General features: G+C 49.7%; 25 protein-coding genes, 5 tRNA genes and 1 pseudogene. 12 read left to right on the top strand and 19 right to left on the bottom strand.

Annotation, left to right across the window (positions count from 1 at the left end; genetic code table 11):
- Positions 1-54 precede the first annotated feature (54 nt).
- Entirely contained in the window at positions 55-708 is a 654-nt protein-coding gene (locus tag AAIH57_RS11740) for a hypothetical protein (RefSeq protein ID WP_430021722.1), read from the top strand.
- 22 nt (positions 709-730) lie between these two features.
- On the opposite strand, the gene urtE is transcribed toward AAIH57_RS11740, so the two are convergent.
- The 5 genes from urtE to urtA form a co-directional block, all read right to left on the bottom strand.
- Positions 731-1,426: an urea ABC transporter ATP-binding subunit UrtE gene (gene urtE / locus AAIH57_RS11735; RefSeq protein ID WP_430021721.1), complete on the bottom strand. Its 696-nt coding sequence runs from the start codon at positions 1,424-1,426 to the stop codon at positions 731-733.
- Positions 1,404-2,213, bottom strand: coding sequence for an urea ABC transporter ATP-binding protein UrtD (urtD, locus tag AAIH57_RS11730; RefSeq protein ID WP_430021720.1), 810 nt, complete (start codon positions 2,211-2,213; stop codon positions 1,404-1,406). The genes urtE and urtD overlap by 23 nt, the downstream gene beginning before the upstream one ends.
- Positions 2,176-3,267, bottom strand: a complete 1,092-nt coding sequence (urtC, locus tag AAIH57_RS11725; protein ID WP_430021719.1) for an urea ABC transporter permease subunit UrtC — start codon at positions 3,265-3,267, stop codon at positions 2,176-2,178. The genes urtD and urtC overlap by 38 nt, the downstream gene beginning before the upstream one ends.
- 22 nt (positions 3,268-3,289) lie before the next feature.
- On the bottom strand, positions 3,290-4,195 hold the full coding sequence (gene urtB / locus AAIH57_RS11720; RefSeq protein ID WP_430021718.1) for an urea ABC transporter permease subunit UrtB: 906 nt from the start codon (positions 4,193-4,195) through the stop codon (positions 3,290-3,292).
- A 148-nt stretch (positions 4,196-4,343) separates the two neighbouring features.
- The gene (gene urtA, locus AAIH57_RS11715; protein WP_430021717.1) at positions 4,344-5,594 is read right to left on the bottom strand and encodes an urea ABC transporter substrate-binding protein; all 1,251 of its coding nucleotides are present in this window, start codon (positions 5,592-5,594) and stop codon (positions 4,344-4,346) included.
- Positions 5,595-5,854: 260 nt separating this feature from the next.
- Between urtA and AAIH57_RS11710 the strand changes: the two genes are divergently transcribed.
- The 6 genes from AAIH57_RS11710 to AAIH57_RS11685 all read left to right on the top strand — a co-directional run bounded on the left by AAIH57_RS11710 (position 5,855) and on the right by AAIH57_RS11685 (position 10,956).
- Positions 5,855-6,157 (top strand): urease subunit gamma, encoded by a 303-nt coding sequence (locus AAIH57_RS11710; protein WP_430022129.1) that lies wholly within the window; start codon positions 5,855-5,857, stop codon positions 6,155-6,157.
- A gap of 18 nt (positions 6,158-6,175) precedes the next feature.
- Complete coding sequence (locus AAIH57_RS11705; protein WP_430021716.1) at positions 6,176-6,565, top strand: urease subunit beta; 390 nt, start codon at positions 6,176-6,178, stop codon at positions 6,563-6,565.
- Entirely contained in the window at positions 6,562-8,280 is a 1,719-nt protein-coding gene (gene ureC / locus AAIH57_RS11700; RefSeq protein ID WP_430021715.1) for an urease subunit alpha, read from the top strand. Before AAIH57_RS11705 ends, ureC begins: the two co-directional genes overlap by 4 nt.
- Positions 8,281-8,596: 316 nt before the next feature.
- Entirely contained in the window at positions 8,597-9,292 is a 696-nt protein-coding gene (locus tag AAIH57_RS11695; protein ID WP_430021714.1) for an urease accessory protein UreF, read from the top strand.
- 64 nt (positions 9,293-9,356) lie between these two features.
- Positions 9,357-10,079 (top strand): urease accessory protein UreG, encoded by a 723-nt coding sequence (gene ureG / locus AAIH57_RS11690; RefSeq protein WP_175398244.1) that lies wholly within the window; start codon positions 9,357-9,359, stop codon positions 10,077-10,079.
- Positions 9,994-10,956, top strand: coding sequence for an urease accessory protein UreD (locus AAIH57_RS11685; RefSeq protein ID WP_430021713.1), 963 nt, complete (start codon positions 9,994-9,996; stop codon positions 10,954-10,956). Before ureG ends, AAIH57_RS11685 begins: the two co-directional genes overlap by 86 nt.
- A gap of 90 nt (positions 10,957-11,046) precedes the next feature.
- On the opposite strand, the gene AAIH57_RS11680 is transcribed toward AAIH57_RS11685, so the two are convergent.
- From AAIH57_RS11680 to AAIH57_RS11665, 4 genes are all read right to left on the bottom strand, one after another.
- On the bottom strand, positions 11,047-11,463 hold the full coding sequence (locus tag AAIH57_RS11680; protein WP_430021712.1) for a helix-turn-helix domain-containing protein: 417 nt from the start codon (positions 11,461-11,463) through the stop codon (positions 11,047-11,049).
- A gap of 209 nt (positions 11,464-11,672) precedes the next feature.
- A tRNA-Leu gene (locus AAIH57_RS11675) sits at positions 11,673-11,755 on the bottom strand.
- 17 nt (positions 11,756-11,772) lie between these two features.
- A tRNA-Lys gene (locus AAIH57_RS11670) sits at positions 11,773-11,848 on the bottom strand.
- 88 nt (positions 11,849-11,936) lie between these two features.
- Positions 11,937-12,008, bottom strand: a tRNA-Glu gene (locus AAIH57_RS11665).
- A gap of 312 nt (positions 12,009-12,320) precedes the next feature.
- Here AAIH57_RS11665 and AAIH57_RS11660 point away from each other — a divergent pair.
- Both AAIH57_RS11660 and AAIH57_RS11655 read left to right on the top strand, forming a co-directional pair.
- Positions 12,321-13,073: pseudogene (locus AAIH57_RS11660) on the top strand (DeoR/GlpR family DNA-binding transcription regulator); the annotation flags it as partial.
- Positions 13,074-13,100: 27 nt separating this feature from the next.
- Positions 13,101-13,997 carry a Cof-type HAD-IIB family hydrolase gene (locus AAIH57_RS11655; protein WP_175398241.1) on the top strand — a complete coding sequence of 299 codons (897 nt, stop codon included), beginning with the start codon at positions 13,101-13,103 and terminating at the stop codon, positions 13,995-13,997.
- A 31-nt stretch (positions 13,998-14,028) separates the two neighbouring features.
- Here AAIH57_RS11655 and AAIH57_RS11650 read toward each other — a convergent pair whose 3' ends face one another.
- The gene (locus tag AAIH57_RS11650) at positions 14,029-14,700 is read right to left on the bottom strand and encodes an MgtC/SapB family protein (protein WP_175398240.1); all 672 of its coding nucleotides are present in this window, start codon (positions 14,698-14,700) and stop codon (positions 14,029-14,031) included.
- A 196-nt stretch (positions 14,701-14,896) separates the two neighbouring features.
- Entirely contained in the window at positions 14,897-15,496 is a 600-nt protein-coding gene (locus AAIH57_RS11645) for a flavin reductase family protein (protein WP_175398429.1), read from the bottom strand.
- Positions 15,497-15,653: 157 nt separating this feature from the next.
- Here AAIH57_RS11645 and AAIH57_RS11640 point away from each other — a divergent pair, with 157 nt between their 5' ends.
- Positions 15,654-16,352, top strand: coding sequence for an ArsR/SmtB family transcription factor (locus AAIH57_RS11640; RefSeq protein ID WP_430021711.1), 699 nt, complete (start codon positions 15,654-15,656; stop codon positions 16,350-16,352).
- A gap of 104 nt (positions 16,353-16,456) precedes the next feature.
- Here AAIH57_RS11640 and AAIH57_RS11635 read toward each other — a convergent pair.
- From AAIH57_RS11635 to AAIH57_RS11625, 3 genes are all read right to left on the bottom strand, one after another.
- A tRNA-Ser gene (locus tag AAIH57_RS11635) sits at positions 16,457-16,545 on the bottom strand.
- A gap of 6 nt (positions 16,546-16,551) precedes the next feature.
- Positions 16,552-16,627: transfer RNA gene (locus tag AAIH57_RS11630), tRNA-Asn, on the bottom strand.
- A gap of 149 nt (positions 16,628-16,776) precedes the next feature.
- Positions 16,777-17,247, bottom strand: coding sequence for a SprT family protein (locus AAIH57_RS11625; RefSeq protein ID WP_175398238.1), 471 nt, complete (start codon positions 17,245-17,247; stop codon positions 16,777-16,779).
- A gap of 120 nt (positions 17,248-17,367) precedes the next feature.
- On the opposite strand from AAIH57_RS11625, the gene AAIH57_RS11620 reads away from it, so the two are divergent.
- Positions 17,368-17,724, top strand: coding sequence for a hydrolase/acyltransferase (locus tag AAIH57_RS11620; protein ID WP_175398237.1), 357 nt, complete (start codon positions 17,368-17,370; stop codon positions 17,722-17,724).
- 216 nt (positions 17,725-17,940) lie between these two features.
- On the top strand, positions 17,941-18,084 hold the full coding sequence (cmpA, locus tag AAIH57_RS11615; RefSeq protein WP_095289070.1) for a cortex morphogenetic protein CmpA: 144 nt from the start codon (positions 17,941-17,943) through the stop codon (positions 18,082-18,084).
- A 145-nt stretch (positions 18,085-18,229) separates the two neighbouring features.
- Here cmpA and AAIH57_RS11610 read toward each other — a convergent pair whose 3' ends face one another.
- The 5 genes from AAIH57_RS11610 to alr form a co-directional block, all read right to left on the bottom strand.
- Positions 18,230-20,491, bottom strand: coding sequence for a Tex family protein (locus tag AAIH57_RS11610; RefSeq protein ID WP_430022128.1), 2,262 nt, complete (start codon positions 20,489-20,491; stop codon positions 18,230-18,232).
- Between the two features lie 235 nt (positions 20,492-20,726).
- On the bottom strand, positions 20,727-22,916 hold the full coding sequence (locus AAIH57_RS11605; protein ID WP_430021710.1) for an alpha-galactosidase: 2,190 nt from the start codon (positions 22,914-22,916) through the stop codon (positions 20,727-20,729).
- Between the two features lie 232 nt (positions 22,917-23,148).
- Positions 23,149-23,499 carry a type II toxin-antitoxin system PemK/MazF family toxin gene (locus tag AAIH57_RS11600; RefSeq protein WP_024630714.1) on the bottom strand — a complete coding sequence of 117 codons (351 nt, stop codon included), beginning with the start codon at positions 23,497-23,499 and terminating at the stop codon, positions 23,149-23,151.
- A 3-nt stretch (positions 23,500-23,502) separates the two neighbouring features.
- Complete coding sequence (locus AAIH57_RS11595; protein ID WP_056699650.1) at positions 23,503-23,784, bottom strand: CopG family ribbon-helix-helix protein; 282 nt, start codon at positions 23,782-23,784, stop codon at positions 23,503-23,505.
- A 262-nt stretch (positions 23,785-24,046) separates the two neighbouring features.
- On the bottom strand, positions 24,047-25,234 hold the full coding sequence (gene alr / locus AAIH57_RS11590; protein ID WP_430021709.1) for an alanine racemase: 1,188 nt from the start codon (positions 25,232-25,234) through the stop codon (positions 24,047-24,049).
- Between the last annotated feature and the right edge of the window lie 384 nt (positions 25,235-25,618).

Genomic DNA, 25,618 nt, shown 5'->3' with positions numbered 1-25,618 from the left:
CGCCATTACCATGCCGCCCCTATCCTTTAACTGATTGCCAAGGAGGGCCCATTCATGAGCTACTTTACGACTGACCTGGAAAGATTGTCCTTCCATTCCATACGACATCAACTCATTATCGTCGACCGCAACTGGAGAATCCGCAGCTGCAATACCGCATGGCAAAATGGACTTGGGCAATTGTATTCGGAACAGAATAGATCAGACATCTACCGTTTGTCTTCCGAAACGTTTCATTATCTTCATCTGCTTCAGACATGGGCAGCTTATGAGGAGAGAACGAGAATCGAGGCAATCATCCAGCATTTTGAGAAGACTCAGCACTCCTTTGACCATTGCCATACATACGACATATCCTTGCAATTTGCGAACCTGGACATAAGGTGGTTCCGTCTGGAACTAACGCCTCTGCCCCAGTCAGATCCTTCGCTTCCGATAGAACTTGCCCTGATTGCGCACACAGACATCACGGAGCAGAAGCAGATCGAACAGCAGCTGAAGCAAGCTCTGTCAGAGGTGCGCACACTACGCGGACTGCTTCCCATTTGCGCGGTCTGCAAACAAATCAAGGATGAACAAGACATCTGGAATTCAGTTGAAAGTTACCTGGAGAAACACACGCACGCCGAATTTACGCACGACATCTGTCCAGACTGCATTCGACGCCTATACCCTAAGTACTCCAATATTTTGGACAAACGATCATGACCGGGACCAGACACACTCCGGTTTATACCGACAGATGGTGTTCAAATTGAGACATATCCAGTTCCTTCGGTGAACCTTGCAATGCAATTGCACCTTTGTCCATGACGTAGATATAATCCGCAGCACCGCGCACAAAGTCGATGCTCTGTTCAACGAGCAGCACCGAAATGTCGCCTTTTGCCTTGATTTGCAGGATGACCTGCCGGATATCCTCAACAATTGAAGGCTGTATGCCTTCGGTTGGTTCATCCAGCAATAACAAACCGGGCCGCGAGGCAAGCGCTCGCGCAAAGGCAAGCTGCTGCTGCTGGCCACCACTCAAATCTCCACCCTGACGTCCATACATGGTGGCAAGGACCGGGAACATCGCGAGCACATCCTCAGGGAACGCCTTCACTCCCGGTGCGGCTGTCTCCAGACCGAGCAGCAGATTCTCCTTTACTGTGAGCTGCGGGAAAATCTCACGCCCCTGAGGAACATATCCAATGCCGGCCTTGGCCCGTTTTGCCGGGTCCAAAGCGGATATATCCTGCCCCTTCCACTGAATGTTCCCCTTCCGGGTTTTGAGCAGGCCCATCAGTGTTTTCATCAGTGTTGTTTTGCCGACACCGTTACGGCCCATCAGACATACCACCTGTCCAGCCTGCACATCGAGATTCACACCACGCAGCACATTGCTTTCTCCGTAACCAGATTCAATTCGCTGCAATGACAGCATGATCATCCCTCCTTTTGCCCAAGTAGACTTCAGCTACCCGAGGATCTTCCTGTACCTCCGCCATGGTCCCTTCCTTCAGCAGCTTGCCTTCATGCATCACCGTCACCTTTGCCGCATACTCACGGACAAACTCCATGTCATGCTCCACAACCACAACCGAACGTTCCTGTGCAATGTCCTGTAACAAACGGCCCGTTTTATGCGTCTCTTCATCAGTCATTCCCGCAACCGGTTCGTCCAGCAGCAACACACGTGGTTCCTGAAGCAGCAGCATGCCAATTTCGAGCCATTGCTTCTCTCCATGAGAGAGTGCTCCTGCTCGTGTATACACACGATCCTGTAAACCGATCTGCTGAATAACCCGTTCCATCGCAGCACTTATTTTCCCATACCGCGGAATTCGAAGAGTCCGTAGAGGGGAACGCTGACTTTCCGCTGCCAAAGCCAGATTTTCCTGTACAGTTAACCCTCCGAAGATGGACGGTGCCTGGAATTTGCGCCCCACGCCTTTCCGAACGATCTGGTGCTCTTTCAGACGTGTCAGCTCCGTGCCATCATCCAGCTGCACAGTGCCCGAGAGAGGTTTTGTTTTTCCGCAAATCACATCCAGCATTGTTGTTTTCCCCGCACCATTGGGGCCGATCAGAAAATGCAGATCATGCGCATGCAGCTTCAAGTTCATGCCTTTAACTGCAACGAATCCGCCAAAAGCCACGGTAATATCCTCAGCCAGCAACACAGATGCGGCCTCAGTAGACTTCAGGTTTTTCCTGACTGACTGGGACATGCACAACCTCTCCTCTCCGCTTCAGCAATCGAACGACATTACGATAAACTCCGACAAGTCCGTTAGGCATAAATAAAACAACTGTTACAAACAGCCCGCCCAGAACAAACAGCCAACCTTCAGGGTACGCCTCACTTATCCCCGTTTTGGCAGCGTTAAGCACAACCGCCCCGATCACAGCTCCAATCAGTGTGCCGCGACCGCCCAAGGCAACCCACAATACCATTTCAATGGAGGGGACAATCCCCATCATGGAAGGCGAGATAATACCAACCTGCAGAACAAAAAGCATACCTGCTATCCCCGCAAGTGCCCCGGAAAGGGCAAACGTTAGCGTTTTGTATCCTGCCGGATCATATCCAAGGAAACGTACCCGGTTTTCTCCGTCCCGTGAAGCTTCCAACACCTGACCAAACCGGCTGTTCACCAGTTTCCTGCACAGCAGATATGTGAGCACCAGGATCGCAAGTGTGATATAGTACAGCGCAATCGTTGTCCCTGCAGAATGCAGCGTAAAACCGAAGATCGAGTTATATCCGGTTATACCATTCGTACCACCAGTCCACTCCTGTTTGCCGATAAACAAGGTCACCGTGATGAGTACAAGTGCTTGAGTCAAAATGGTAAAATACACACCGGTAATCCGGTTACGGAACGTAAACCAACCTAAAACAAAAGCTAGTAACGCCGGAAGGGCAATGCCCAGAAATAGCGCCACCGGAAACGACCGGAACGGTTCCCAGAACCAGGGCAGACCCGTCAGACCACTCCACCCCATGAAATCAGGCAGGGAAGTACCACTGGCCTGCAGCTTCAGATACATGGCCATGGCGTAACCTCCAAGCCCAAAGAACACCCCATGTCCCAGACTAAGAACCCCACCATAACCCCAGATCAGATCAAGCCCTATCGCCAAAATGGCAAGTGCGAGGAATTTGGCCAGCAAACTGAGCCGAAATTCCGTAGAGATTAATGGGGCAAGACACATCAGGATAAGCACGACCGCCCATATGATTCTCGTTTTCAACCTGCCTGACTTCAGAAGTGCCGACATCAGATAACCCCCTTTTTTCGTGTTAGTCGAGACTGCGCGTCCGCATGGCAACCAGCCCGCGCGGCTTCCATTGCAGAAAAGCAACGATACATACAAACACCAGCACTTTCCCAATTGAAGCAGATGTGTAGGTTTCGAATAACGTATTGAACATGCCAATCCCAAGTGCGCCACAGACCGTTCCTACCAGTTTGCCAACCCCTCCGAGAACCACGACCATAAATGCATCTACAATATAATAGGTTCCGAGCGAAGGACCAATCGGCCCGATTAACGTCAGAGCACAGCCCGCAACCCCCGCGATTCCCGAACCGATAGCAAAGGTCATGCCATCCACCCGTCGGGTAGAAATCCCGAGACATCCCGCCATGCTCCGATTCTGCATGACAGCCCTCATCCGTCTCCCGGAAGATGTGCGGTATATATACAGATACATACACAGCAGAACCACTGCAACGAGTGCGATGATAAAGAGTCGTTTATACGGAAATATAATGCCGTCAGAGATTGCAAGACCACCATTAAGCCAGGATGGGCTGGACACACCAACGTTTGGCGCCCCGAAAATGGTACGTGCCAGTTGCTGCAGCATCATCCCCACTCCCCATGTAGCCAGCAGACTGTCCAGAGGCCTTCCATACAAATGTCGAATCAATACCACTTCAAGCAGCCAGCCGACAAGTGCCGCCACACCAAACGCGATCGGCAGAGCCACGATAAAGTACACTTCAAACCACGCTGCCGGAGCATACGAAATGAACAGATTTTGCGTCACATATGTTGCATAGGCACCAATCATAATCAACTCACCGTGAGCCATATTGATGACATTCATGAGACCAAACGTTACCGCGAGCCCCAGCGCAATCAGCAGCAGGATCGAACTGATGCTGAGCCCATTGAACATTTGCAGAACAAACATATCCATTGCCATCCCCCTTTCCCATGCCGAAAGCCTCTCATTACAGATATAAATATCACAGAAACTCGCATTAACGCTTTAATGTAACGTTGTGAGAGGGTGTGTTGTCCCACCCTCATCCTTGAATTCAGAAGTTTGGACATGAAGCATCGTGTCATTGACCGCTAAGAGAAGCTCCCCATTCGTAGGTTTTCAAATAAGGGTCTGGCTTGACAGGTGAACCGGAGTTCCACAATTCCTTGAACTGACCATCTTCCTGCACTTCCCCGATCCGGACGGTTTTGTAGATATGCTGATTCTCTCCGTCTACGGTCACTTTTCCTTCCGGAGCATCAAACTCCAGTCCTTTTGCCGCCTCTTTAACCTTCTCCACATCGGTTGATCCCGCTTTTTCGACAGCTGCTTTCCACAGATACACTGCTACGTATCCCGCTTCAATCGGGTCAGCCGTTACCCGGTCCGCACCATATTTTTCTTTATATTTCTCAACAAATGTTTTGTTTTCAGGAGTATCTGTTGTCTGATAGTAGTTCCATGAAGCCAGATGCCCTTTTAACACATCAGCACCAATTCCCCGAATCTCCTCTTCCGCCACACTTACCGACAGCGTCGTCATCTGCTCCGAAGTGATGCCCGCATCCTTCAGTTGTTTGAAAAAGGCTACATTACTGTCTCCGTTAAGTGTGTTGTAAACTACATCCGGCTTAGCAGCCTTGATTTTGCTAATGATGGTACTGTAATCAGTATGGCCCAGCGGCGTATATTCTTCACCAACCACCTCTCCACCTTCAGCTGCCAATTGAGCTTTGATGACCTGATTGGCTGTTTTCGGGAAAACATAGTCCGAGCCAAGCAGATAAAATTTCTCGCCTCTGTTCTCCAGCAACCAGGTTACTGACGGCACGATTTGTTGATTCGTTGTTGCTCCTGTATAAAAAATGTTGGGAGATGACTCCAATCCTTCATATTGCACCGGATAAAATAAGAGACCCTGATTCTGTTCGAACACCGGGAGCATGGCCTTCCGACTCGCCGAGGTCCACCCGCCAAATACAGCGGCTACCTTATCCTGCTGAAGCAATTTTCCTGCCTTTTCCGCAAAAGTCGGCCAATCCGAAGCGCCGTCTTCAACGACAGGCTCGATCTGTTTACCCAGGACGCCACCAGCTGCATTGATCTCTTCGATCGCAAGCATCTCGGCATCCTTGACAGACACCTCACTGATCGCCATCGTTCCGCTTAAGGAATGAAGAATACCTACCTTGATTGTCTCATTGGATGCAGCAGTCTCTCCCGTTCCACCGGAACCTGAAGTTTCAGGTGGTGTTCCCCCTTCTACACATCCCGTCAAAGCAATGACCGCACCGAGCAAAATACCCCATAATTTGACCGACCTCTTCTTCAATAGCCTACACTCCCTTTTTTTAGTCTATTGACGAACATTAAGGACATTTAATCCCGAAATGTTCGTTGATCCAAATTATGGAGTGTCCGACTCTCCATGTCAATAATGCTTACATAATTTTATTTCACGCCTACTCGTTTCATGCATGCTGCTAATATGTTTCAAACCGTATTGACAAAGGATTCACCCTGTGTGAGTATATTTAACATATAACACGATCCATAAAGCTATATACTCTTATGGGAAAGGTCGGATTGCCCTTGCACTGGACGGAGCAGGAAAAAGAAAAACTGCTGATTACTGTAGCCGCCAATCTCGCGCGCGAACGCAGAGGACGCGGACTTAAACTTAATGTCCCCGAAGCTATCGCCTTGTTAACCTCCGAGCTCATGGAACGAGCACGAGACGGAATGAGCGTAGCGGAATTGATGAGATATGGCGGTACTATTCTTACACGTGACGACTGCATGGAAGGGGTACCGGATATGATCCCGGAAGTGCAGGTGGAAGCCACATTTCCTGATGGGACAAAACTGGTTACCGTGCATGAACCCATACGCTGAGAAAGGCAGGAGATTGCCATGATCCCAGGTGAATATCGATTAAAACAGGATGAGATTGTCTGTCATCCTGATCGCCAAACGATACGACTCATAGTTTTGAATCGCGGAGATCGCCCTGTACAGGTCGGCTCTCATGTTCATTTCTATGAAGTGAATGCTGCGCTCGACTTCGACCGTACGGCGGCTTTCGGACATCGTCTGCATATCCCGGCAGGCACCGCAGTTCGTTTCGAGCCCGGCGAAGAGAAGCCGGTTGAACTGACCACGTTTGGCGGCAAACGTCAGATTCATGGATTTAACGGATTAACGGAAGGATCGGCTGATCAGCCGCCAGATCCGCAGAAGCTTGAAGCTTTCCTGAAGGCATTCGCACCACCTCCTGTACAGGACGGAGGCGATCCATCATGAAACGCATGACTCGCGAACAATACGCTTCCATGTTCGGACCCACCACCGGGGATGCCGTAAGGCTGGCAGATACGGAGCTCTGGGCAGAGATTGAGCACGATTACGCTGTATATGGAGATGAGAGCAAATTCGGAGGCGGGAAAGTCATTCGGGATGGCATGGGCCAGTCCGCATCGGCTCTTCGCAGACATGGCACACCGGACACTGTGATTACCAACGCCATTATTATTGATCATTGGGGTATTGTAAAAGCGGATATCGGTATCCGCGACGGAATCATCTGTGCCATCGGCAAATCCGGCAATCCGGATACCATGGATGGGGTTGACCCCCTGCTTGTAATCGGCGCTTCCACGGAAATCATTGCCGGCGAAGGCATGATCGTAACTGCCGGCGGGATTGATACCCATATTCATTTTATTTGCCCACAGCAGATTCAAACGGCTTTGTCTTCAGGCGTAACGACCATGATTGGCGGAGGCACAGGACCTGCAACAGGTACGAAAGCAACCACCTGCACACCCGGAGCCTGGCATATTCACCGCATGCTGGAGTCCGCTGAGGCTTTCCCCATGAATATCGGATATCTTGGCAAAGGCAACAGTTCGACCACAGCCCCGCTCATTGAACAGATTGAAGCTGGCGTGATCGGCTTGAAGTTGCATGAAGATTGGGGCACAACACCAAGCGCCATAGATGCCTGCCTGACTGCCGCCGGAGAACATGATATCCAGGTAGCCATTCATACCGATACCTTGAATGAGACGGTTTTTTTGGAGAATACACTCGCTGCCATTAACGGCCGCACCATACACACCTATCATACCGAAGGTGCCGGGGGTGGACATGCACCGGATATCATCCGAGCTGCTGGCGAATCATACGTGATCCCCTCTTCTACCAACCCGACACGCCCATATACGCGAAATACGGTTGAAGAACATCTCGACATGTTGATGGTGTGTCATCATCTGGATCCGGCAATCCCTGAGGATGTTGCTTTTGCTGATTCCCGGATTCGTCCCGAGACGATTGCAGCTGAAGACATTTTGCACGATCTCGGTGTGTTCAGCATTATCAGTTCGGACTCCCAGGCGATGGGCCGGGTAGGCGAAGTCATTATTCGTACGTGGCAGACTGCGGACAAAATGAAGAAACAGCGCGGCAAGCTGGAATTAAAGCCAGGCTCACCATCCGACAACGATCGGATCAAGAGATATGTCGCCAAATACACCATCAATCCAGCCATCGCTCACGGAATCGGCCACCTCGTCGGCTCTGTGGAAGTGGGCAAGCTAGCTGATCTGATCGTCTGGAACCCAGCCTATTTTGGGGTTAAACCCGAAATGGTGATCAAAGGCGGCATGATTACCTTCGCCCAAATGGGTGACCCAAACGCTTCGATCCCGACACCTCAACCCGTGTTCGGCAGACCGATGTTCGGATCATATGGTGGCGCGATCGCCAAAGGATCCATCACTTTTGTCTCCCAGGCTGCGGCTGATGCCGGCATCAAGGAAACGCTTGGACTGAACAAGCGGGTGGAACCCGTCAAAGGTTGCCGCTCGGTGAGCAAAAAGGACATGATTCACAACGACGTGACACCTCATATTGAAGTGGACCCCGAAACCTATGAGGTTCGCGCTGATGGAGTATTGCTCACCTGTGAACCTGCAGAGGAGCTGCCAATGGCACAGCGTTATTTCATGTTTTGAGATCTAATATAAAATAACAAGAATATACAAGGACTGTTACACTTGCCACTACGCTGGCAGAACAACCTTCCGATCGCTGTTATCCCCAGATTTCTTTGAACCCTTTTTGATAGAGGTAGATCTTGTGATAAAGGCGAAGTCAATGCTTTCGATGCAGCTTTCTTGCAGAAAGCTTTCAGCTCCGCTTCTTCAGGTTCGTCCTGCCTCTTCGTTATCGTGTTAACTTATGTCCATCCTATATTCTCAAATTATTTTTATATTAGATTTTGATTGGGAAGGGAAATAAGATAGAAAAAAAAAAGGGAGGACACTCGTCATGATGCATAGCGGTACGAAGCTGCTTCGTTATGTTCAACTGCTTGACTCTGCCCTGCCCATTGGCGGGTTCTCCCACTCGTTTGGCCTGGAAGCATACACTCATGACGGTACCATTCGAACAACCGCCGAGCTCGAACAATTCATTCGCAGCCAGCTTCATTCCAGTCTTGTTCGGCTTGACGGGCTCGCTATTAAAGGAGTCTACCACGCATTGGAGGAACGGAATGCAGCCCTACTTGCGCTCTATGACAAGCGAGTGCACGCCCAGCGTACCCCCCGCGAAATCAGGGAAAGCGGACACAAGATGGGCAAGCGACTTCTGAAACTCGCCCGTTCTCTCTACCCTTGGATGGACTTCTCACTCATTGACAAAGCCGTGCAGGAACACAGTGCTTTTTGCGGCATAACCACCATTCATGGGTATATCAACTATCAGTTGGAGATTGGATTGGACGAGGCGGTTACCGGACATTTGTATACCTCTGTGAATGCTTATGTAAACAGTGCTTTGCGTCTCCTGCCGATCGGGCAGACCGAGGCCCAGATGCTCATACAAAAACTGTTAAACGACATCGAGTCCGAATGGATTCAGATTCGGGACCACGACCCGGAAGACATGCACAGTTTCGGTATTGCCCAGGAAATCTATGCCATGCGGCATGAAAGCTTACCTGCCCGTCTATTTATGTCCTAACAGCAATCATGATCAATATCGATTTTCTATTAAAATAAAGAAGATAACCAAGGAGGAATTTGTTATGTGTGGAGGAGCTAATCATACGCATCATCCGGAGTGGGAACGTAAGGCATTCGATCGCAGCAGACCTATGCGAATCGGTATTGGAGGCCCGGTAGGCTCAGGTAAAACCGCTCTCGTGGAGAAGCTTTCCAAGGCACTGCGTACCCGTTATAGCCTGGCAGTCATTACCAACGACATTTATACCAAGGAAGATGCCGAGATCTTGCTGCGCCAAAACGCCCTTGCACCTGAACGCATTATCGGCGTAGAGACAGGCGGATGCCCACATACGGCCATTCGTGAGGATGCTTCGATGAATTTCGAAGCTGTGGATGAATTAGTCGAACGTTTTCCCGATCTGCAACTCATCTTCATCGAGAGTGGCGGCGACAACCTCTCTGCTGCATTCAGCCCGGAACTCGCTGATGTCTTCATTTACATCATTGACGTTGCCCAAGGGGAAAAACTGCCCCGCAAAGGCGGTCCCGGAATCACACGCTCAGATCTGCTGCTGATCAACAAGACCGACCTCGCCCCTTATGTTGGCGCAAGCCTGCAAGTCATGAAGGATGATACCGAGCGCGTACGGGAAGGACGCCCATATGTAATGTCGAACCTGATGAGCGGTGAAGGCGTATCCGAGATCGTGCACTGGCTTGAACATCAATACATGGATGACGATGCTGCCGCTGCGCATCAGCATTCACACAGCCATGACCATGGCTCAGCTCACACCCATTAATTCATCTTCCGTATTGGAAGGAACCACGACTAAGGCGGGCACTCATGCTGAAGGAGCCGTGATGCGACGCAGCGAGCTTCGAGCCACATTCGCTCTTCAAGGGGGACGCACGGTCATGACGGATCGTTTTTACAGCGCCCCTCTCCGATTTAGTCGATCCTTTCGCCCTCCGGGCGGCGGGGGTGGTTTATGCATCTACACATCCGACGTCTCCCCCGGTGTTCTTAACGGAGACCATTATCATTCCAAGTGGCATTTGGACGAAGGCACCCATGTGATGCTGAGCAGCACGTCAGCTACACGGCTCCATCCCACGCCTTCGCTTCCCTCGTCGGTTAATCATCACTTCCAGATCCAAAAGGGGGCTGTGCTTGAATATTTTCCGGAATGCGTTATTCCATTCAAAGGCAGTTCCTCTTCACTCACCGCCACCTTCCATCTGGAAGAGCAGGCCATTCTCGCTTATGCAGACGTCTGGTCAGCTGGACGGATTCACCGAGGTGAATCGTTCCAGTTCAACAAATATCGAAATTTAACCGAGATATGGCAAGGTGATCAGCTGGCAGTGTGGGATCGATTCGGCATGGAGCCGGAGAGCGATGCTCCAAAACAATCAGCTGCATTGCTGGGTTTCACCCATACTGCCGCACTCTGGATGATCGCCCCCGGGCTCGGAGCTGCAGAACTGGAACGCATCAGGTCTGCCTTGCCTCCAGACGGCCGAATGCTTGCCGGTGCCAGCTTGCTCGCCAGTGGAGGAATAGGGGTTCGTCTGCTCGGCATGGCTGCCTGGGAACTTCAGGAACAATGCCTGCAGATCTGGAATACGATTCGACCCGATTTATTAGGCAGTGAGATTCTTGCATTCCGCAAATGAACTGTGCATGGTACTAGGCACAATGGGAACAATGAAAAAAACCTCTGAGCAGCTCCGGAATATATATCCGGGTTGTTCAGAGGTTTTGCATTAGACCGATTCATCTGATTCAGGTTTATGATCTTCCTTGTACCGATAGTCATCAGCATTTCTGCTCTCCTTAGACTTGCGATAGCGGGTAAATTCAATATATTCACTAATAAAAGACTGTTCCACAGTCGATAATTCACTTTCCTGGCAATCCAATTGCCGCAACACGTCAAAAAAATAATCTTCCCGTTTTTCCCGCACCATCGCTTCCTTGGATGGACGCCCGATCATGAGCCAATCCAGACTCACATCAAAAAACGAAGCGATCTCAATCAGTTTATTCGTACTCGGAATAGACTTCCCGCGTTTCCAATCACCCAAATTTCCGGTGCTAATCTTCAGTTGTTGACAGAACGCTTTCTTCGTCATCCCTCGTTCGGCAATCAGGTGTTCAATTCGCTCATATATCGACTGCATACAGGACCGCCTTCCAACCGTAATAATCTAAAATCTCATCTTAAACATAACCTATCCTCGAGCAACACAATATAGATAATTATACCACAACGTCTATGAATCCTCAGCCCCTTAATCGCCAGGGTGCATTTCACTCGGCATATAGCAGAATACAAAAATAGACCCTCATGGATAACCATGAGAGTCTATCTTCGATGTTGTTCATGTAATGCGGTCGAGAGGACTCGAACCTCCACGGGCGTACGCCCACTACCCCCTCAAGATAGCGTGTCTGCCATTCCACCACGACCGCATATTCAAATGTAAAAATGGTGAGCCATGAAGGGCTCGAACCTTCGACACCCTGATTAAAAGTCAGGTGCTCTACCAACTGAGCTAATGGCTCTTGCTGTAACTTCACCGATGTGCCATATCATCTCTTGTTTTAAGAACAATGACTTGCGAGGTTTCCTTATAAAAAGGTGGTGAAGATATGACCCGTAGGGGATTCGAACCCCTGTTACCTCCGTGAAAGGGAGGTGTCTTAACCCCTTGACCAACGGGCCTTATTAACAAGTTGTCTTTCTTGGCGACAAGAATGAGTATACCACAATAAAATAAAATAGTGCAACACTTTTTTTGAAATTTTTCTTTATGAGCTTTTTTCAAAAACAATGACCTTGATTGTCTGTTATATAGCCCCCTCCTTATATCGGCTATCATACCAATGTCAACAGAATGCTGACATTTTGTAAAAGATAGAACAAACTACTTATAAAAACTTATATTCACTTACAATATTGCAAATACAATTACAAATACTTATAATTAGAATATCAGTTATTACACGGTCAATCATTAGCAAGGAGGCGGCATGTTTGTTTCAAGAAGAACGAATGCAGCTGATTATCGAACATCTTCGCAAACATAACCGAATCTCGGCCGACGAGATCGTCTCCCTCTTTGACGTCTCGCGGGATACGGCTCGCAGGGATCTAATCAAGCTGGAAGAACAGGATGCCATTATCCGCACACGCGGTGGGGCGATCCTCCCCTCTCCTCCACGTGAATATATCTCCTACAAGGATCGCCTGCTCTATGTTTCGGAAGAAAAACGGGCCATCGGGAAACTCGCTGCAGCCATGGTGCGCCAAGGCGAGAACATCATTCTGGATTCGTCCACCACGGTACAGGCCTGTGCTGAACATCTGGATGGAAAATCCTGCACGGTCATCACCAACTCCATTCATTCTGCTGATCTTCTCTCCAATCACTCGGCTGTCCATATTCGTTTACTCGGCGGTAAAGTCGACAAGGAACAGCGTTATGTCTATGGAGCCTCGGTTATAGAGACGCTCTCCCATTACTATGTGGATAAAGCTTTTATCGGAATTGGCGGGATTACGATGGATGGATTCAGCGCTTCCGAAGAAGAAGGCAAGATTAAGCAAAAAATGATGCAGGCTGCCAAGGAGGTCATCGTGCTCGCTGACCGTTCCAAGTTTGATAAACGGTATGGCTATCGTTTTGCCGACTGGTCACTGGTGGATGTACTGATTACCGATCAATGGCCTTCAGACGATTGGCGTAACTTTCTAGCTGAACAACAGGTCGAGATTCTCATTCCTGAACCAACGAAGATAAGGAGTTGTAAATATATGAAATTATTTGCCACGGATTTGGACGGAACACTATTGAACAGAGACAGTCAGATCAGTCCGGAAAATGCAGCTGCCATTCAGCGGGCCCAGCAAGAAGGGTTAAAGGTTACGATTGCAACAGGACGCGTCTACTCTGACGTTGTGGGCATTTGCCAGGAAGGCGGGATTAATACACCTGTCATCGGGTCAAACGGAGCTACCATTCATGATGCCGACGGGAAACGTCTGTATCATCTTCCGCTTGAACGTGAGACGGCAGCATCCGTTATGCAATGGCTGGAAGATCATGAGTGCTATTATGAAGCATCTACCCAGCAGGGGATCTACGCTCCCATTAGCAGCCACGAAGCCATGCTCGCCGAGATGGACCGGATTCTGGGCACAAGCCCTGGCGAGGATGTAGAGCGCCTGATTCGCGCCGTTAAAAAGCACTATGACAAGAAAGACTACCATCGTGTCCATTCCCATCAGGAGATTCCTGCGGAAGCCCATATCTACAATATCATGGCATTCTCACTCGACCCGGATCAACTGCAGGAAGGAAGAGCGTACTTTGCTTCTAGATCCGATGTCGCCATGGTAGTATCCTCTGAACATAATTTCGAGATGCAGCATCCCGATGTATCCAAAGGCAATGCCTTGACCAAACTGGCGGCTCATCTCAACATTCCTATGGAAGATACAGCAGCCATCGGTGACAATTTCAATGATGTTTCCATGTTGAAAATGGCAGGCCTCGGCATCGCCATGGGGAATGCCGAACCGGAAATCCAGGCACTTGCCAAGGCTATAACTTTGACCAATGTGGAGCATGGTGTCGCTCATGCCATTCACTGTGTACTGGATGGAAAACCGGTTTCCCGACCTGAAAGCATGGTTGAAGGCGGTCAATAACCCCTGCTGCTGCCAGGGAATGGTGATTATTTCACTTCAATTCTACTGTTTTTACATGTGGCACACCCTGCAATATAACGATCAATTGCTCTCCCCGGTACGAACCGGGCATCTGCACGGTGAACTCAAGCACAGTCTCCTCACCCGAGTCTGCGCTTGTTTGCCGTTCCGTTTTGAATCCGATGACCGAAATTTTCTCCTGCCCCAGCAGTGCCAATATGGCCTTCAGGCTCTCTGATTCCTGTCCCAGATGAATGGTCAGCGTTTCTGTTCTCGCCGAAACAAGCCAGCGTGTGGGCCGATGCAGCAGCATCTGAGCGAGGACAATCAGCAGGGTTACACCCGCTCCCGTCCAGTAAAGCCCAGCACCTACAGCCAGTCCCATTCCCGCCGTTGCCCAGATGCCCGCGGCTGTCGTCAATCCCCGGACCGTGTGACGCTGCGTGAAGATCATCCCGGCTCCGATGAAGCCCACCCCACTAACGACCTGGGCCGCAATTCGGGAAGGGTCCAGCGACAGATTGTCCCAGCCGGCCTGATCCTGAAATCCATATTTCGAAACAATCATCATAAGTGCTGCACCTACAGCAACCACAAAATGAGTCCGTATCCCCGCTTCTTTCATCCGGTTTTTACGTTCATACCCGATAAGTACTCCGCAAATCCCCGCTATGAGAACTCGCATTAGATATTCCATTTCCATACTCATCACCTCTCTTATGTATATGCTTACATGCATCTTTCTTTACTATTTACCCATTCCTTGTCCAATAAAATAATGAATTATGCCGGCTTGCTTCCGATTCAAAATGGCACATAAAAAAGTGAAGACCTGCATGGCCTCCACTTGTACATTCTGCATTACATAGGATGTTTCTATTCTTTCTTTTACCCCGATCCTATTCAGCACGGAAGTTCTCCCCTTGTCTCTCCCCCAAACCAAAGTAATGGCGAAAATTATAAATTAGCGGATCCCACTTCGCCGGATCAATTTTATTCGGTCCAGATATAAGCTTCTGTTGTGCATGTACCTTCAGTGCTTTTACCTCAACAACAGCCATATAAGGCGTATGCTCCGGCGTGCGGATATGCTGCACCGATGCCTCGATCTGAAGCGGACACTCCGCTATTTTCTGAGGTTGAACCAGAGTCGAGTCTTGTGCGGTTAGGCCCGCTGCTTTAAATTTTTCGGAACAAAATTCGTAACCCATTTGTTTCTTCTCCTCTGGAACCGGATATGTACCCGTATACCGTCCCAAAGATTCTACTTTCCTCCACATGGACGCATCCGGCAAATTAACTACACATTCAGGGTGTCTTCTTAAATTCTCATACGCTTTCCCCTGAATGCCCAAGCCAATGACAAGACAATCTCCGAGTGCCCAGGAAGAGGACAATGGAGACAGGTTGGTTGACCCATCTTCGTTCAGCGTGCTCAGTATCAAGACTGGTGTTCCATAGTATAAAATGCTTGGGTTAATCGTTTCGTGTTGATCCATTTCCGATCCTTCGGAAGATCGTTCTCTCATATTTTTCTGATTCATGTGTATACTCCATCTCCTGTCTCCTTCATTCGGGCCTTCACCATGGAGAGCTCTACCCCTGCGAAAGCCTGTCCTGATTGTAATACGCCAATAGTTCAAGTATCATCGAAGTATGAATGCATATCCAAATATATCTGTTATCGCCTCATTAATTGCTGATCCGAGTCGCGCTGTTTTTCTCGAAGCACTGCTGGGTGGACAGGCACTGCCAGCGGGTGAGCTTGCCTATATGGCTGGTGTCACACCCCAAACGGCGAGTAATCACCTTGCCAAACTCGTTGAAGGCGGACTGCTTGTCGTTGAACGGCAAGGAAGACACCGCTACTATCGTTTGGCAGGCCAGGAGATTGCTTTTCTGATTGAAACGATGGGCAGTATCGCCCCTCCTGTTCAGGTGCGGTCTCTCAAACAGTCCAATCAGCTGCAGCACCTGAGTTTTGCTCGTACCTGTTATGGTCATCTGGCTGGAAAGCTTGGGGTCTCTTTGTGCGATGCCTTATTGCGAGAAGGATACCTCGTAGAGCCAGAAGAAGACCAGGCCAAGGATTATCACATTACGGAGAAAGGAGTTCAATGGTTCACTTCATTCGGAATTGAACTTCAGGTGAAACCGGGGTCCCGGCGGGCCATTGCCCGTAAATGTCTGGACTGGAGCGAACGACGTCATCACATATCCGGACTGCTGGGAGAACAATTGGAACGCAGGCTCGCTCAGCTGAACTGGACACGCAAGAAACCAGGCAGCCGTTCGGTTGAAGTTACGGAAGCCGGCAAGAAGGGTTTATACGAGGTCTTGGGAATCTCACTGTAGATGAAGCGGTGACGATCACCAAATGAGAAAAAGAAAAAAATCCCCTTCACGATGACTCGTTAGACGATTCATCGTGAAGGGGATTCTATTCGTGTAAATCAAAACGGAGAGAGAGGGATTCGAACCCTCGCACCGCTTACGCAGTCTAACCCCTTAGCAGAGGGTCCCCTTATAGCCACTTGGGTATCTCTCCAAGAAATGGCTCCCCGAACAGGACTCGAACCTGTGACAACTCGATTAACAGTCGAGTGCTCTACCAACTGAGCTATCAGGGAATAATCTCGAATAAACTTAATTTATCATGATTAATAAGCCAAGTCAACAGCCTTGTCTACACTTTCTTCCCAACTGTAAATACCCGGAAAAACGCCAATCCATGAGGTGCATTATCCCCATCTTCAGCAGGATCTGTTTATATAAGTAGCTACTCGTTAGTAATATGATGAAGACCCAGCTTGCCGGCGCACCTGCCGCATCTGTAACGCTTGGGATCCATTTTCCGTTTGCGCAAATATTCCGTACCACAGCTCTTGCATACAAGCTTGTAACGATATGGCAGCGGCTTCCTGCCCTTGCCGTCCGGAAGGGACTGACAGAACCGCGAACCCCCTACCTTTTGCAAAAGTGCCTTGAATTCCGGGTCCCTGTGGCGATAACCTCGTCCACGAATATGGAGATGGTAGTGACACAATTCATGCTTGATGATTTTCTCGACATCATCCCGCCCGTACGCTTCAAGCTGATGTGGATTAATCTCAATTCGATGACTCTTAAGCATATATCGCCCGCCGGTTGTCGTCAGACGTCGGTTAAACAGCGCCTCGTGGGTGAACGGAACCCCGAAATGCTCCAGAGATACCTGCTCAATCCACCGCTGCAATTCGGCATTATCCAACCGTTTCCCCTCCTTTCACACCCCTCGGACCGTTTCAATTTCCGGTATAATACTTGAATTTTAACCGTTTCGTAGGCTACACTGTCAAGTAGAATGTATGAGGGGAGATTATTACTCGTTATGCCTACAATGCGCTATGTCATCCTGCAGCAGGAACATCAACTGCAGTTTGTGGAAATGCCTGCCGATTACGCCTATCAGCTCAGTGCACTCAACCTGCGCCTGCACAAAGAGATTGATAAACTTACCGCAGCAGATGTACCTGTGCTGCCCTGGGCCATCGCTGAATGTGACAATCTTGATCTTCTGAACGAGCAGCTGAGCATCATCGGCGGGCTGGATTATATCAATGCGCTGGAGCAAAGTTTCGCCGCACTGCGTGAGACTCACTATCCGTTGATTTCCTTACTCACTGAAATTCGGGCGCTTCAGGCCCAATTGGAACAATGGTACGAAGAAGAAATGGAATCGCTCTGATTCATTATTCCTCATCTTTTCACCTGAATAACCGAACTTGAAAGCGCATTTTCCTAAACGGGATTTTGCGCTTTTTATCATATTCTGAACCGACATCGTCGAATGACGAGGCTGGATATTGATTTTTCCTGGCTCACCACGGGTTAATCCGCACAGTCCAGGCTGTTGCCACATATGCTAACGTACAGATGAATTATGCAAGAGGAGGAGATACCCTTGCCTCAATGGCTTTGCAATCAACTGATGCGTGCATTTCACAAAAAGGACAGCAGACAGATCAAGCTGCTGAACGAATGCTGGTTTTTTTACCGGAACAAACCTGCCAATGGCACACCGCGCAGCGCGGATCGTGAACTCTAGAACCTGACCTCACTCTTTATGTCCACATACAAGTCTCTCTCCCTTCAATAACTCATTCGAAGAATATGGAACGGACGACAATACCATTAAAGCCGACAACAAACAGCCTTCCCATTACAGGGAAGGCTGTTCTCCGATCTTTGGATTAGGAAGACTGCTGCGAGGCAGGCTTTTTCATCGTCAGGCCGACCCGGCCTTTTTTGGTATCCACATTCATAACCCATACCGTTACATTATCACCAACAGAAACTACATCCATCGGATGCTTGACATAACCGTTACTCAGTTGTGAAATATGGACAAGCCCATCACTTTTGATTCCGATATCCACAAAAGCCCCAAAATCAATAACGTTGCGAACGGTACCCTGCAGTTCCATGCCTTCGACCAGATCCTCAATTTTCAGCACATCCGTACGGAAAATAGGCAGAGGCATTTCTTCACGCGGGTCACGTCCAGGACGCTGTAAGCTATCCAGAATGTCGCGAAGTGTAGGCACACCCACGTCCAGTTTGACAGCCAGTTGTTCAGGCTGCTGCTCCGAGAGAAGCACGGATAGTTCCTTGCTTCCCAGCTTGTCCAGTTCAACCTGGAGTTCCTTGAACAGCTGATCGACGACCTTATAGGATTCCGGGTGAATCGGCGTACGATCCAGCGGATTTTCGCCTTCACCAATCCGCATGAAACCTACGCATTGCTCATAGGTTTTGGCACCCAGGCGAGGTACCTTCTGCAATTGACGACGGTTCGTGAACCGTCCGTTCTCTTCGCGGTACTTCACAATATTTTTGGCAATGGTGGCATTCACGCCGGCAACATAGGACAGAAGGGACGGCGAAGCCGTGTTAACATCCACGCCGACATGGTTAACCGCAGATTCTACGACTGCTTTCAGACTTTCCTCCAGAATCTTCTGGGAAACGTCATGCTGGTATTGGCCTACACCAATGGCTTTGGGATCAATTTTGACCAGTTCAGCCAGCGGATCCTGTACACGACGGGCGATGGAAGCTGCGCTGCGTTCCGCCACGTCCAGATCCGGAAATTCCTCCTGTGCCAGCTTGGAGGCGGAATACACACTTGCTCCGGCTTCATTGACAATCAGGTACACGAGACTCTCATCACCATTTTCCTGAATGATCTCGGCCACAAACTGTTCCGTTTCACGCGAAGCCGTCCCGTTACCGATAACGATAAGGCCGATGTCGTACTGCTTGATCATCCGATGGAACACTTCAGCCGCTTCACGTTTCTTGTTATGCGGCGGTGTCGGATAAGTGACAGCCACTTCCAGCAGTTTACCTGTGTCATCCACTACGGCCAGTTTACAGCCCGTACGGTAGGCTGGATCGACACCAAGCACACGTTTGCCGTGAATTGGCGGCTGAAGCAGCAGATTGCGCAGATTGGCAGAAAATACCGAGATCGCCTGGCTTTCACCCTTTTCCGTCAGTTCAGCTCGAACCTCACGCTCAATCGACGGAGCAATAAGGCGCTTATAGGCATCTTCAATCACAGCGCGCAATATATCCTGTACCGCAGATGCTCCTTTGATAATCTGACCTTCCATATGACGGTGGGCAGGCTCTGGCTGTACATCGAGACCCACTTTCAGAATGTTCTCACGCTCCCCGCGGTTAATGGCGAGTATCCGGTGCGGAGGCATCTTTTTGGCCAATTCACGATAGTCATAATAGTTCTCGTATACAGATTCCTGCTCAGCATCCTTCGCTTCCGAAGTCAGCATGCCGTGATCCAATGTGTACCGGCGAATCCATGCACGTATCGCTGCGTCATCCGCAATATTCTCGGCCAGGATATCTTTTGCTCCCTGGAGAGCTGATTCAGCATCCTCGACTCCGAGTTCAGCATTGATGTAACGCGAGGCTTCTTCCAGAGCATTTCCCTGTTTAGGTTGGCTCCAAATCCATACAGCCAGCGGCTCAAGGCCTTTTTCTTTGGCGACACTGGCACGCGTTTTCCGCTTCTGACGATAAGGACGATACAGATCCTCTACTTCCTGCAGCTTCACAGCCTGGGTAATGGACTTTTTCAGTTCTCCCGTCAGCTTGCCTTGTTCTTCTATAATACGGATGACTTCCACTTTGCGATCCTCTAGATTACGCAAGTATACGATGCGTTCCTCGATGGACCGCAGCTGGTTCTCATCCAGCTCTCCTGTCATTTCTTTACGGTAGCGGGCGATAAACGGAATCGTATTGCCTTCGTCCAAAAGCTCCGACGTCGTGCGCACCTGCTTCAAGGACAGTGACAGTTCCTTGGCTACCTGTTTGATGATTCTTTCCTGGCGTTCCGCCTTTATTGTTTCTTCATTGGGTTCCAGAACCGTTCCCTGTTCAGACAAATAAATCCCTCTTTCCTTCCTGAATCGTTTCAGATCAAGCATGTTCAGGGCAGCTATGCTGCAGTAATCACTGTATCGAACCTGCATTCAAGCAGATTGCTCTTCCCTATATTATCACAAAATTCCGTTCAGTTTTCCAGCATTCATCCCGGTTACAAGTTCTTACAATCCAGATCCTGCTTCATAACTTCACCTAACGCATGAGAAAAGACCGAAAAACGTCACCCCGACGTATTCCGGTCTTCCCCGAAAAGCACTGCATTAAACGCTGGATTAACTATACCCGTTCAAATCGGAACATCTCGCTCAGATAATCACCCGATGCACGGCCTACAGAAATTCCGCCATACATCAAGGCATCTCCTGTATACGTCTCGGTGCTGCCTTTCAGACGGTAATCCGCATCCGGATCCAGTCCTTTCAGCTTGAGACGTTGAAGCGGCGCATTCGGTTCAGACAACACACGGAAATAGAATACAACCGCTTCGCTGCCGTCCGGTGCAATAAACATCCATGCCGTTTCGTTCCCCTCAAACGGACTGAGCAAACGACGGAACGTTCCATACTGAATGGTATTCCGAATCTCTTTGTACAGCTCCACCTGAGCCTTTACAATAGCGTTCTCTTCCTCGGTAAACCGAGTCAGATCAAGCTCATAGCCAAAGTTACCCGACATGGCAACATTTCCACGGGTCTCCAGCGATGTAATGCGGTTAACCTGATGATTCGGTACAGCAGAGATATGCGATCCCATGGAACTTACCGGGTACACCAGACTCGTTCCGTACTGAATACGCAAACGAGACACCGCATCCGTGTTGTCACTTGTCCACGTCTGTGGCATGTAATACAGCATTCCCGGATCGAAGCGGCCGCCGCCACCAGAACAGCTCTCAAACAGAATATTAGGGAATGAGGATGTAATGCGTTCCATCACTTCATACAATCCAAGCATGTAGCGGTGTGCCGTCTCACGCTGTCTATCCGCTGGCAGCAGCGCAGAACCCACTTCCGTCATATTCCGGTTCATATCCCACTTCACATAAGAGATCGGTGCAGATCCCAACACGTCACTCAGCATGCGTACGATCTCATCCCGTACATCCTGTCTGGAGAAGTCCAGCACCAGCTGCTGTCTTCCCTCTGTCCGGCGACGGTCAGGCACATGCAGACACCAGTCCGGGTGCTCCCGGTACAGGTCACTGTCTGGCGAGATCATCTCAGGCTCGAACCACAGTCCAAACTGCATGTCCAGTCCGGTTACCCGGTTGGCCAAATCCTCAAGCCCCTGCGGCAGCTTGTTCTTGTCCACAATCCAGTCACCCAGCGAGGAGTTGTCGCTGTCGCGATGTCCGAACCAGCCGTCATCCAACACAAACAGCTCAATACCGAGTTTCTGTCCTGCACGCGCAATCTGTTCAATCTTGTCTGCATTAAAGCCAAAATACGTTGCTTCCCAGTTGTTCACCAGTACCGGGCGCTCCGCATTGCGGAACTTGCCGCGGGCAAGCCGTTCGCGATACAGTTCATGATAAGACTGGGACATGCCGTCCAGTCCTGCATCAGAATATACCATGACCGTCTCAGGCGTCTGGAAAGCTTCTCCGGATTCAAGCTTCCAGCTGAACTCAAACGGGTTAATGCCAAGTGATACACGCGTAGTGTGGAACTGATCCACTTCCGCTTGGGCTGTGAAGCTTCCGCTGTAAACGAGACTGAAGCCGTACACTTCTCCCTGATCTTCATCCGTACCTGGAGTCATGAGCGCAATAAACGGGTTTTGCTGATGGCTGCTTGAACCACGACGGCTCTCCACGCCTTGCAAGCCGGAAGCAAGAGGGCGACGAACAATATCGCGTTCCCGCGTCCACGCACCCGATAGCTGCAGCAGCTCATAATCGGCATGCGGGAAGTCTACGGATGTGCTTAGTGCGCGCGCCACGTTCACCGAGGCAGCGCTCTCATTTATGATACGCATGGACCGCGTAATGGCGTTGAAGGACGAATAAGCTGTATAGGAGAGCTCAATGCGGACTCCTGCCACGCGGTCTTCCATCTCAATCACCAGCGTATCCGCTTCATCTGCAGCTTCCACGTAGGTTGCCGGCAATCCCTGAAGGGCAGGTTTTCCTTTTTCCAATCGGTGGCCAACATATGTGAATTCCGAAACGCTTGAACCATTCTCAAGTTGAAGCTGAACTGCCGGGTTACGGAAATCACTTGTTCCATAGACTGGCAGTTCCAGTGGTAATGTATCAAATGAAATCGTCCGATCTTCCGGTACCGGATTCGGGCTGAAGGAAGCACGCTCGGTCCGAACATGCAGCCAGCTCAGGTCCGTGTCGCGTAATTTCTTGCCATAATACAGCTGTACCAAATATCCCGAAGGCAGCACCTGGAATACATAACTCGCCTTGCGGGTCTGTAAATGAAATTGTAATTTCTCCTGGTTAATATAAATGCTCATATGTCTCCTCCACCTCTATATACGTCATGGCGTAAACGGTTTCTCAGGTTCCATTATAACGAAAAGCCTGCCAATGTTCTACGCTTTCATTTTTTGTTTAATCAAAAGAGCGTACCGCTGCCCTTGGGCTGCAATACGCTCCTATGATCTGTTGTCTGTAATTGTGTGTTCCCCGCAAGGAACATCCCGTTACGGGCGGATGGCGGGCAGCCCAAACAGACTGCCTTGCACCCTAAAAATCGATCAAACCCAGACTGATCTGCAACGCCTCATTGACCAATTTCATGGTCTCCTCGTCCAGATGGGTAATCTTGTCAGTCAGTCTTTGTTTGTCAATCGTCCGTATTTGCTCGAGCAAGATAACCGAGTCCCGGTCAAAGCCATGTGCTGCAGCATCAATCTCTACATGCGTCGGAAGCTTTGCCTTCTGAATCTGGGCGGTAATAGCCGCCACGATACAAGTTGGACTGAACCGGTTACCGATGTCATTCTGGATGACCAGCACCGGCCTGACTCCACCTTGCTCGGAACCGACAACGGGAGAAAGATCCGCAAAAAAAACGTCACCGCGTTTTACGATCAATGTCTACACCCCGCTAACTAAGCGGTCCAGAGTGCTGTCCGCATCTTCCTCCGCGTGAAAGGCCTCGGATGCCATGGTTAGATTAATTTTTGCCATCTCCATGTACCCGCGCTGCATGGACTCACGGATGTAACGTTTCTTCCGCTCCGTCAAATACAGCTTCATGGCCTGCCTAATCAATTCGCTGCGGTTGGAATTCTCCAGCGCTACGATGCCATCCACTTCCTGCAGGAGATGATCAGGCAAACTGATCATAATCCGCTTGGTGTTCTGCAAGTTGGCCACCTATCTTCCACCCCCACAAACCTTTCGCCATTGTGAACCAGTATTACGTTTTTCCAGAACTTTTATACAAAGGAATATATATGCCCCGAGTATATCAAGTATGCTGTACTCCATTATAAACATGGGGGGCAATATTCGTACAGACCAAACATCTCTTTTCAGGATTTTTCATCCTCGTCAATATAACAACATTCGAGATGCTCCGACAGTTTTCCTTCTGTTCCGAAAAAAAGTTTAATGGAAATAGCGTCCAGTTGACCTGTCAGGATGTCAAAAGAGGATTAACCTTGACGACTTCCACACCGTTCCGGAAATAAATTCGCGGAATCCGGTGGGCCATCATGCAGATCACCTCGTAGGCAATCGTACCAAGCTGGGTAGCCACTTCATCTGCGGTGATGACACCATCAGATTGGTGACCGATGAGAACAACCTCTTCGCCGGCTTGAATTTCTTCCGCCTCTTCAGCGAAAGATTGCAGCGACACCATACACTGATCCATGCAGATCGTACCGACGACGGGAACACGGCGGCCACGTACAAGCACTTGAGCTTTACCTGTCAGCATTCTTGAAAATCCGTCTGCATAGCCGATAGGCAGGGTCGCAATTCGTTCGTTCCCTTGAGTCACATAACGGGTTCCGTAGCTGACGCCCCAATGAGGCGGCAGCGTTTTGACCAGAACCGCCTTCGTCTTCAGTGTCAATACCGGGATCAGCTTCACTACCTGATGATTCACCTCGGCTGAAGGGTACAGCCCATACAGACTGATGCCCACTCGAACCATGTTATAGGATAATTCCGGTGTATCAATGGCAGCGGCACTGTTCGCCGTATGTATAATCGGGATGACACATCCCTGATCCCGCAGCGCTTCAACCACGCTTCGAAACCGTCGATACTGCTCCAGTGTATAGGTCTTGTCTTCTTCATCCGCCTTGGCATAATGGGTAAACATGCCTTCGAGCAGGACCTGCTCCATGGCTGCCACTTCCTGTATGAAAGCAAGAGCTTCCTCACCAGGAAGCAGACCCAGCCGTCCCATACCGCTGTCGATTTTGATATGAACCTTCAGTTTATTATGGGAAGATCCTGTATCCAGATCTCGAATCGCTTCAAGCACTTCCCTGCTGAACAGGGTTATGGTCACATCATGTTCCCTGGCCACAGCAATGCCTTCAGGCGGCGTATAACCCAATACCAAGATCGGAGCCTTGATTCCGTTTTGTCGCAGTTCAAGCGCTTCGTCCAGAAAAGCGACACTCAGATAATCCACTCCGATTCGTTCCAGTTCTCTGGCCGTCTCCACAGCTCCATGTCCATAGGCGTTGGCCTTAACACAAGCTAGAAACTTCATGCCTTGCGGCAGGGCTGAGCGGAAAGCATCCACGTTGTTGCTCAAATGATCCAAGTTGATTTCCGCTTGGGTCGGCCGATATTGTCCTTGCACGTTCTGTCACCTTCTCTAGTCATCTTAATCCGGCTCACATATCAGACTCCATCGTAATGCTCAAGCATGTGACTGTCAAATGAGCAAAAGAACAGCGACTCCAAACACGTGCCAAACATGATTTCGAAGCCGGAGACGGATGAAGAAACAGGCTGATAAGCGATACAACATGAATACTAAATGCATCTTCACGTCATGTCCTATCTGCCTATACCGATTACTTACCCGGTTCCTCCCGCATAGAAGCGTGTTTTGTATTATTGGGTCAACCTGCCCAGTCTCTGCTCACCTTCTGAGGCTGTACACATTACGGCATGGGAAGCTTTTATTCTCATAATATGCTGCAGGAACCTATCTGTGTACATCGAAAAGCACCGGAGAACA

It is taken from the genome of Paenibacillus sp. MABNR03, from assembly GCF_050455445.1.
Classification (GTDB): Bacteria; Bacillota; Bacilli; order Paenibacillales; family Paenibacillaceae; genus Paenibacillus; species Paenibacillus xylanilyticus.
This window is presented reverse-complemented; position numbering and strand designations above follow the sequence as displayed.

Bases quoted from the DNA above. Each gene is read 5' to 3' on its own strand.
- AAIH57_RS11740 (WP_430021722.1), top strand. From the start codon at position 55: ATGAGCTACTTTACGACTGACCTGGAAAGATTGTCCTTCCATTCCATA.
- urtE (WP_430021721.1), bottom strand. From the start codon at position 1,426: ATGCTGTCATTGCAGCGAATTGAATCTGGTTACGGAGAAAGCAATGTG.
- urtD (WP_430021720.1), bottom strand. From the start codon at position 2,213: ATGTCCCAGTCAGTCAGGAAAAACCTGAAGTCTACTGAGGCCGCATCT.
- urtC (WP_430021719.1), bottom strand. From the start codon at position 3,267: ATGTCGGCACTTCTGAAGTCAGGCAGGTTGAAAACGAGAATCATATGG.
- urtB (WP_430021718.1), bottom strand. From the start codon at position 4,195: ATGGATATGTTTGTTCTGCAAATGTTCAATGGGCTCAGCATCAGTTCG.
- AAIH57_RS11705 (WP_430021716.1), top strand. From the start codon at position 6,176: ATGATCCCAGGTGAATATCGATTAAAACAGGATGAGATTGTCTGTCAT.
- ureC (WP_430021715.1), top strand. From the start codon at position 6,562: ATGAAACGCATGACTCGCGAACAATACGCTTCCATGTTCGGACCCACC.
- AAIH57_RS11695 (WP_430021714.1), top strand. From the start codon at position 8,597: ATGATGCATAGCGGTACGAAGCTGCTTCGTTATGTTCAACTGCTTGAC.
- ureG (WP_175398244.1), top strand. From the start codon at position 9,357: ATGTGTGGAGGAGCTAATCATACGCATCATCCGGAGTGGGAACGTAAG.
- AAIH57_RS11680 (WP_430021712.1), bottom strand. From the start codon at position 11,463: ATGCAGTCGATATATGAGCGAATTGAACACCTGATTGCCGAACGAGGG.
- AAIH57_RS11655 (WP_175398241.1), top strand. From the start codon at position 13,101: ATGAAATTATTTGCCACGGATTTGGACGGAACACTATTGAACAGAGAC.
- AAIH57_RS11650 (WP_175398240.1), bottom strand. From the start codon at position 14,700: ATGGAAATGGAATATCTAATGCGAGTTCTCATAGCGGGGATTTGCGGA.
- AAIH57_RS11645 (WP_175398429.1), bottom strand. From the start codon at position 15,496: ATGGATCAACACGAAACGATTAACCCAAGCATTTTATACTATGGAACA.
- AAIH57_RS11640 (WP_430021711.1), top strand. From the start codon at position 15,654: ATGAATGCATATCCAAATATATCTGTTATCGCCTCATTAATTGCTGAT.
- AAIH57_RS11620 (WP_175398237.1), top strand. From the start codon at position 17,368: ATGCCTACAATGCGCTATGTCATCCTGCAGCAGGAACATCAACTGCAG.
- AAIH57_RS11610 (WP_430022128.1), bottom strand. From the start codon at position 20,491: ATGCTTGATCTGAAACGATTCAGGAAGGAAAGAGGGATTTATTTGTCT.
- AAIH57_RS11605 (WP_430021710.1), bottom strand. From the start codon at position 22,916: ATGAGCATTTATATTAACCAGGAGAAATTACAATTTCATTTACAGACC.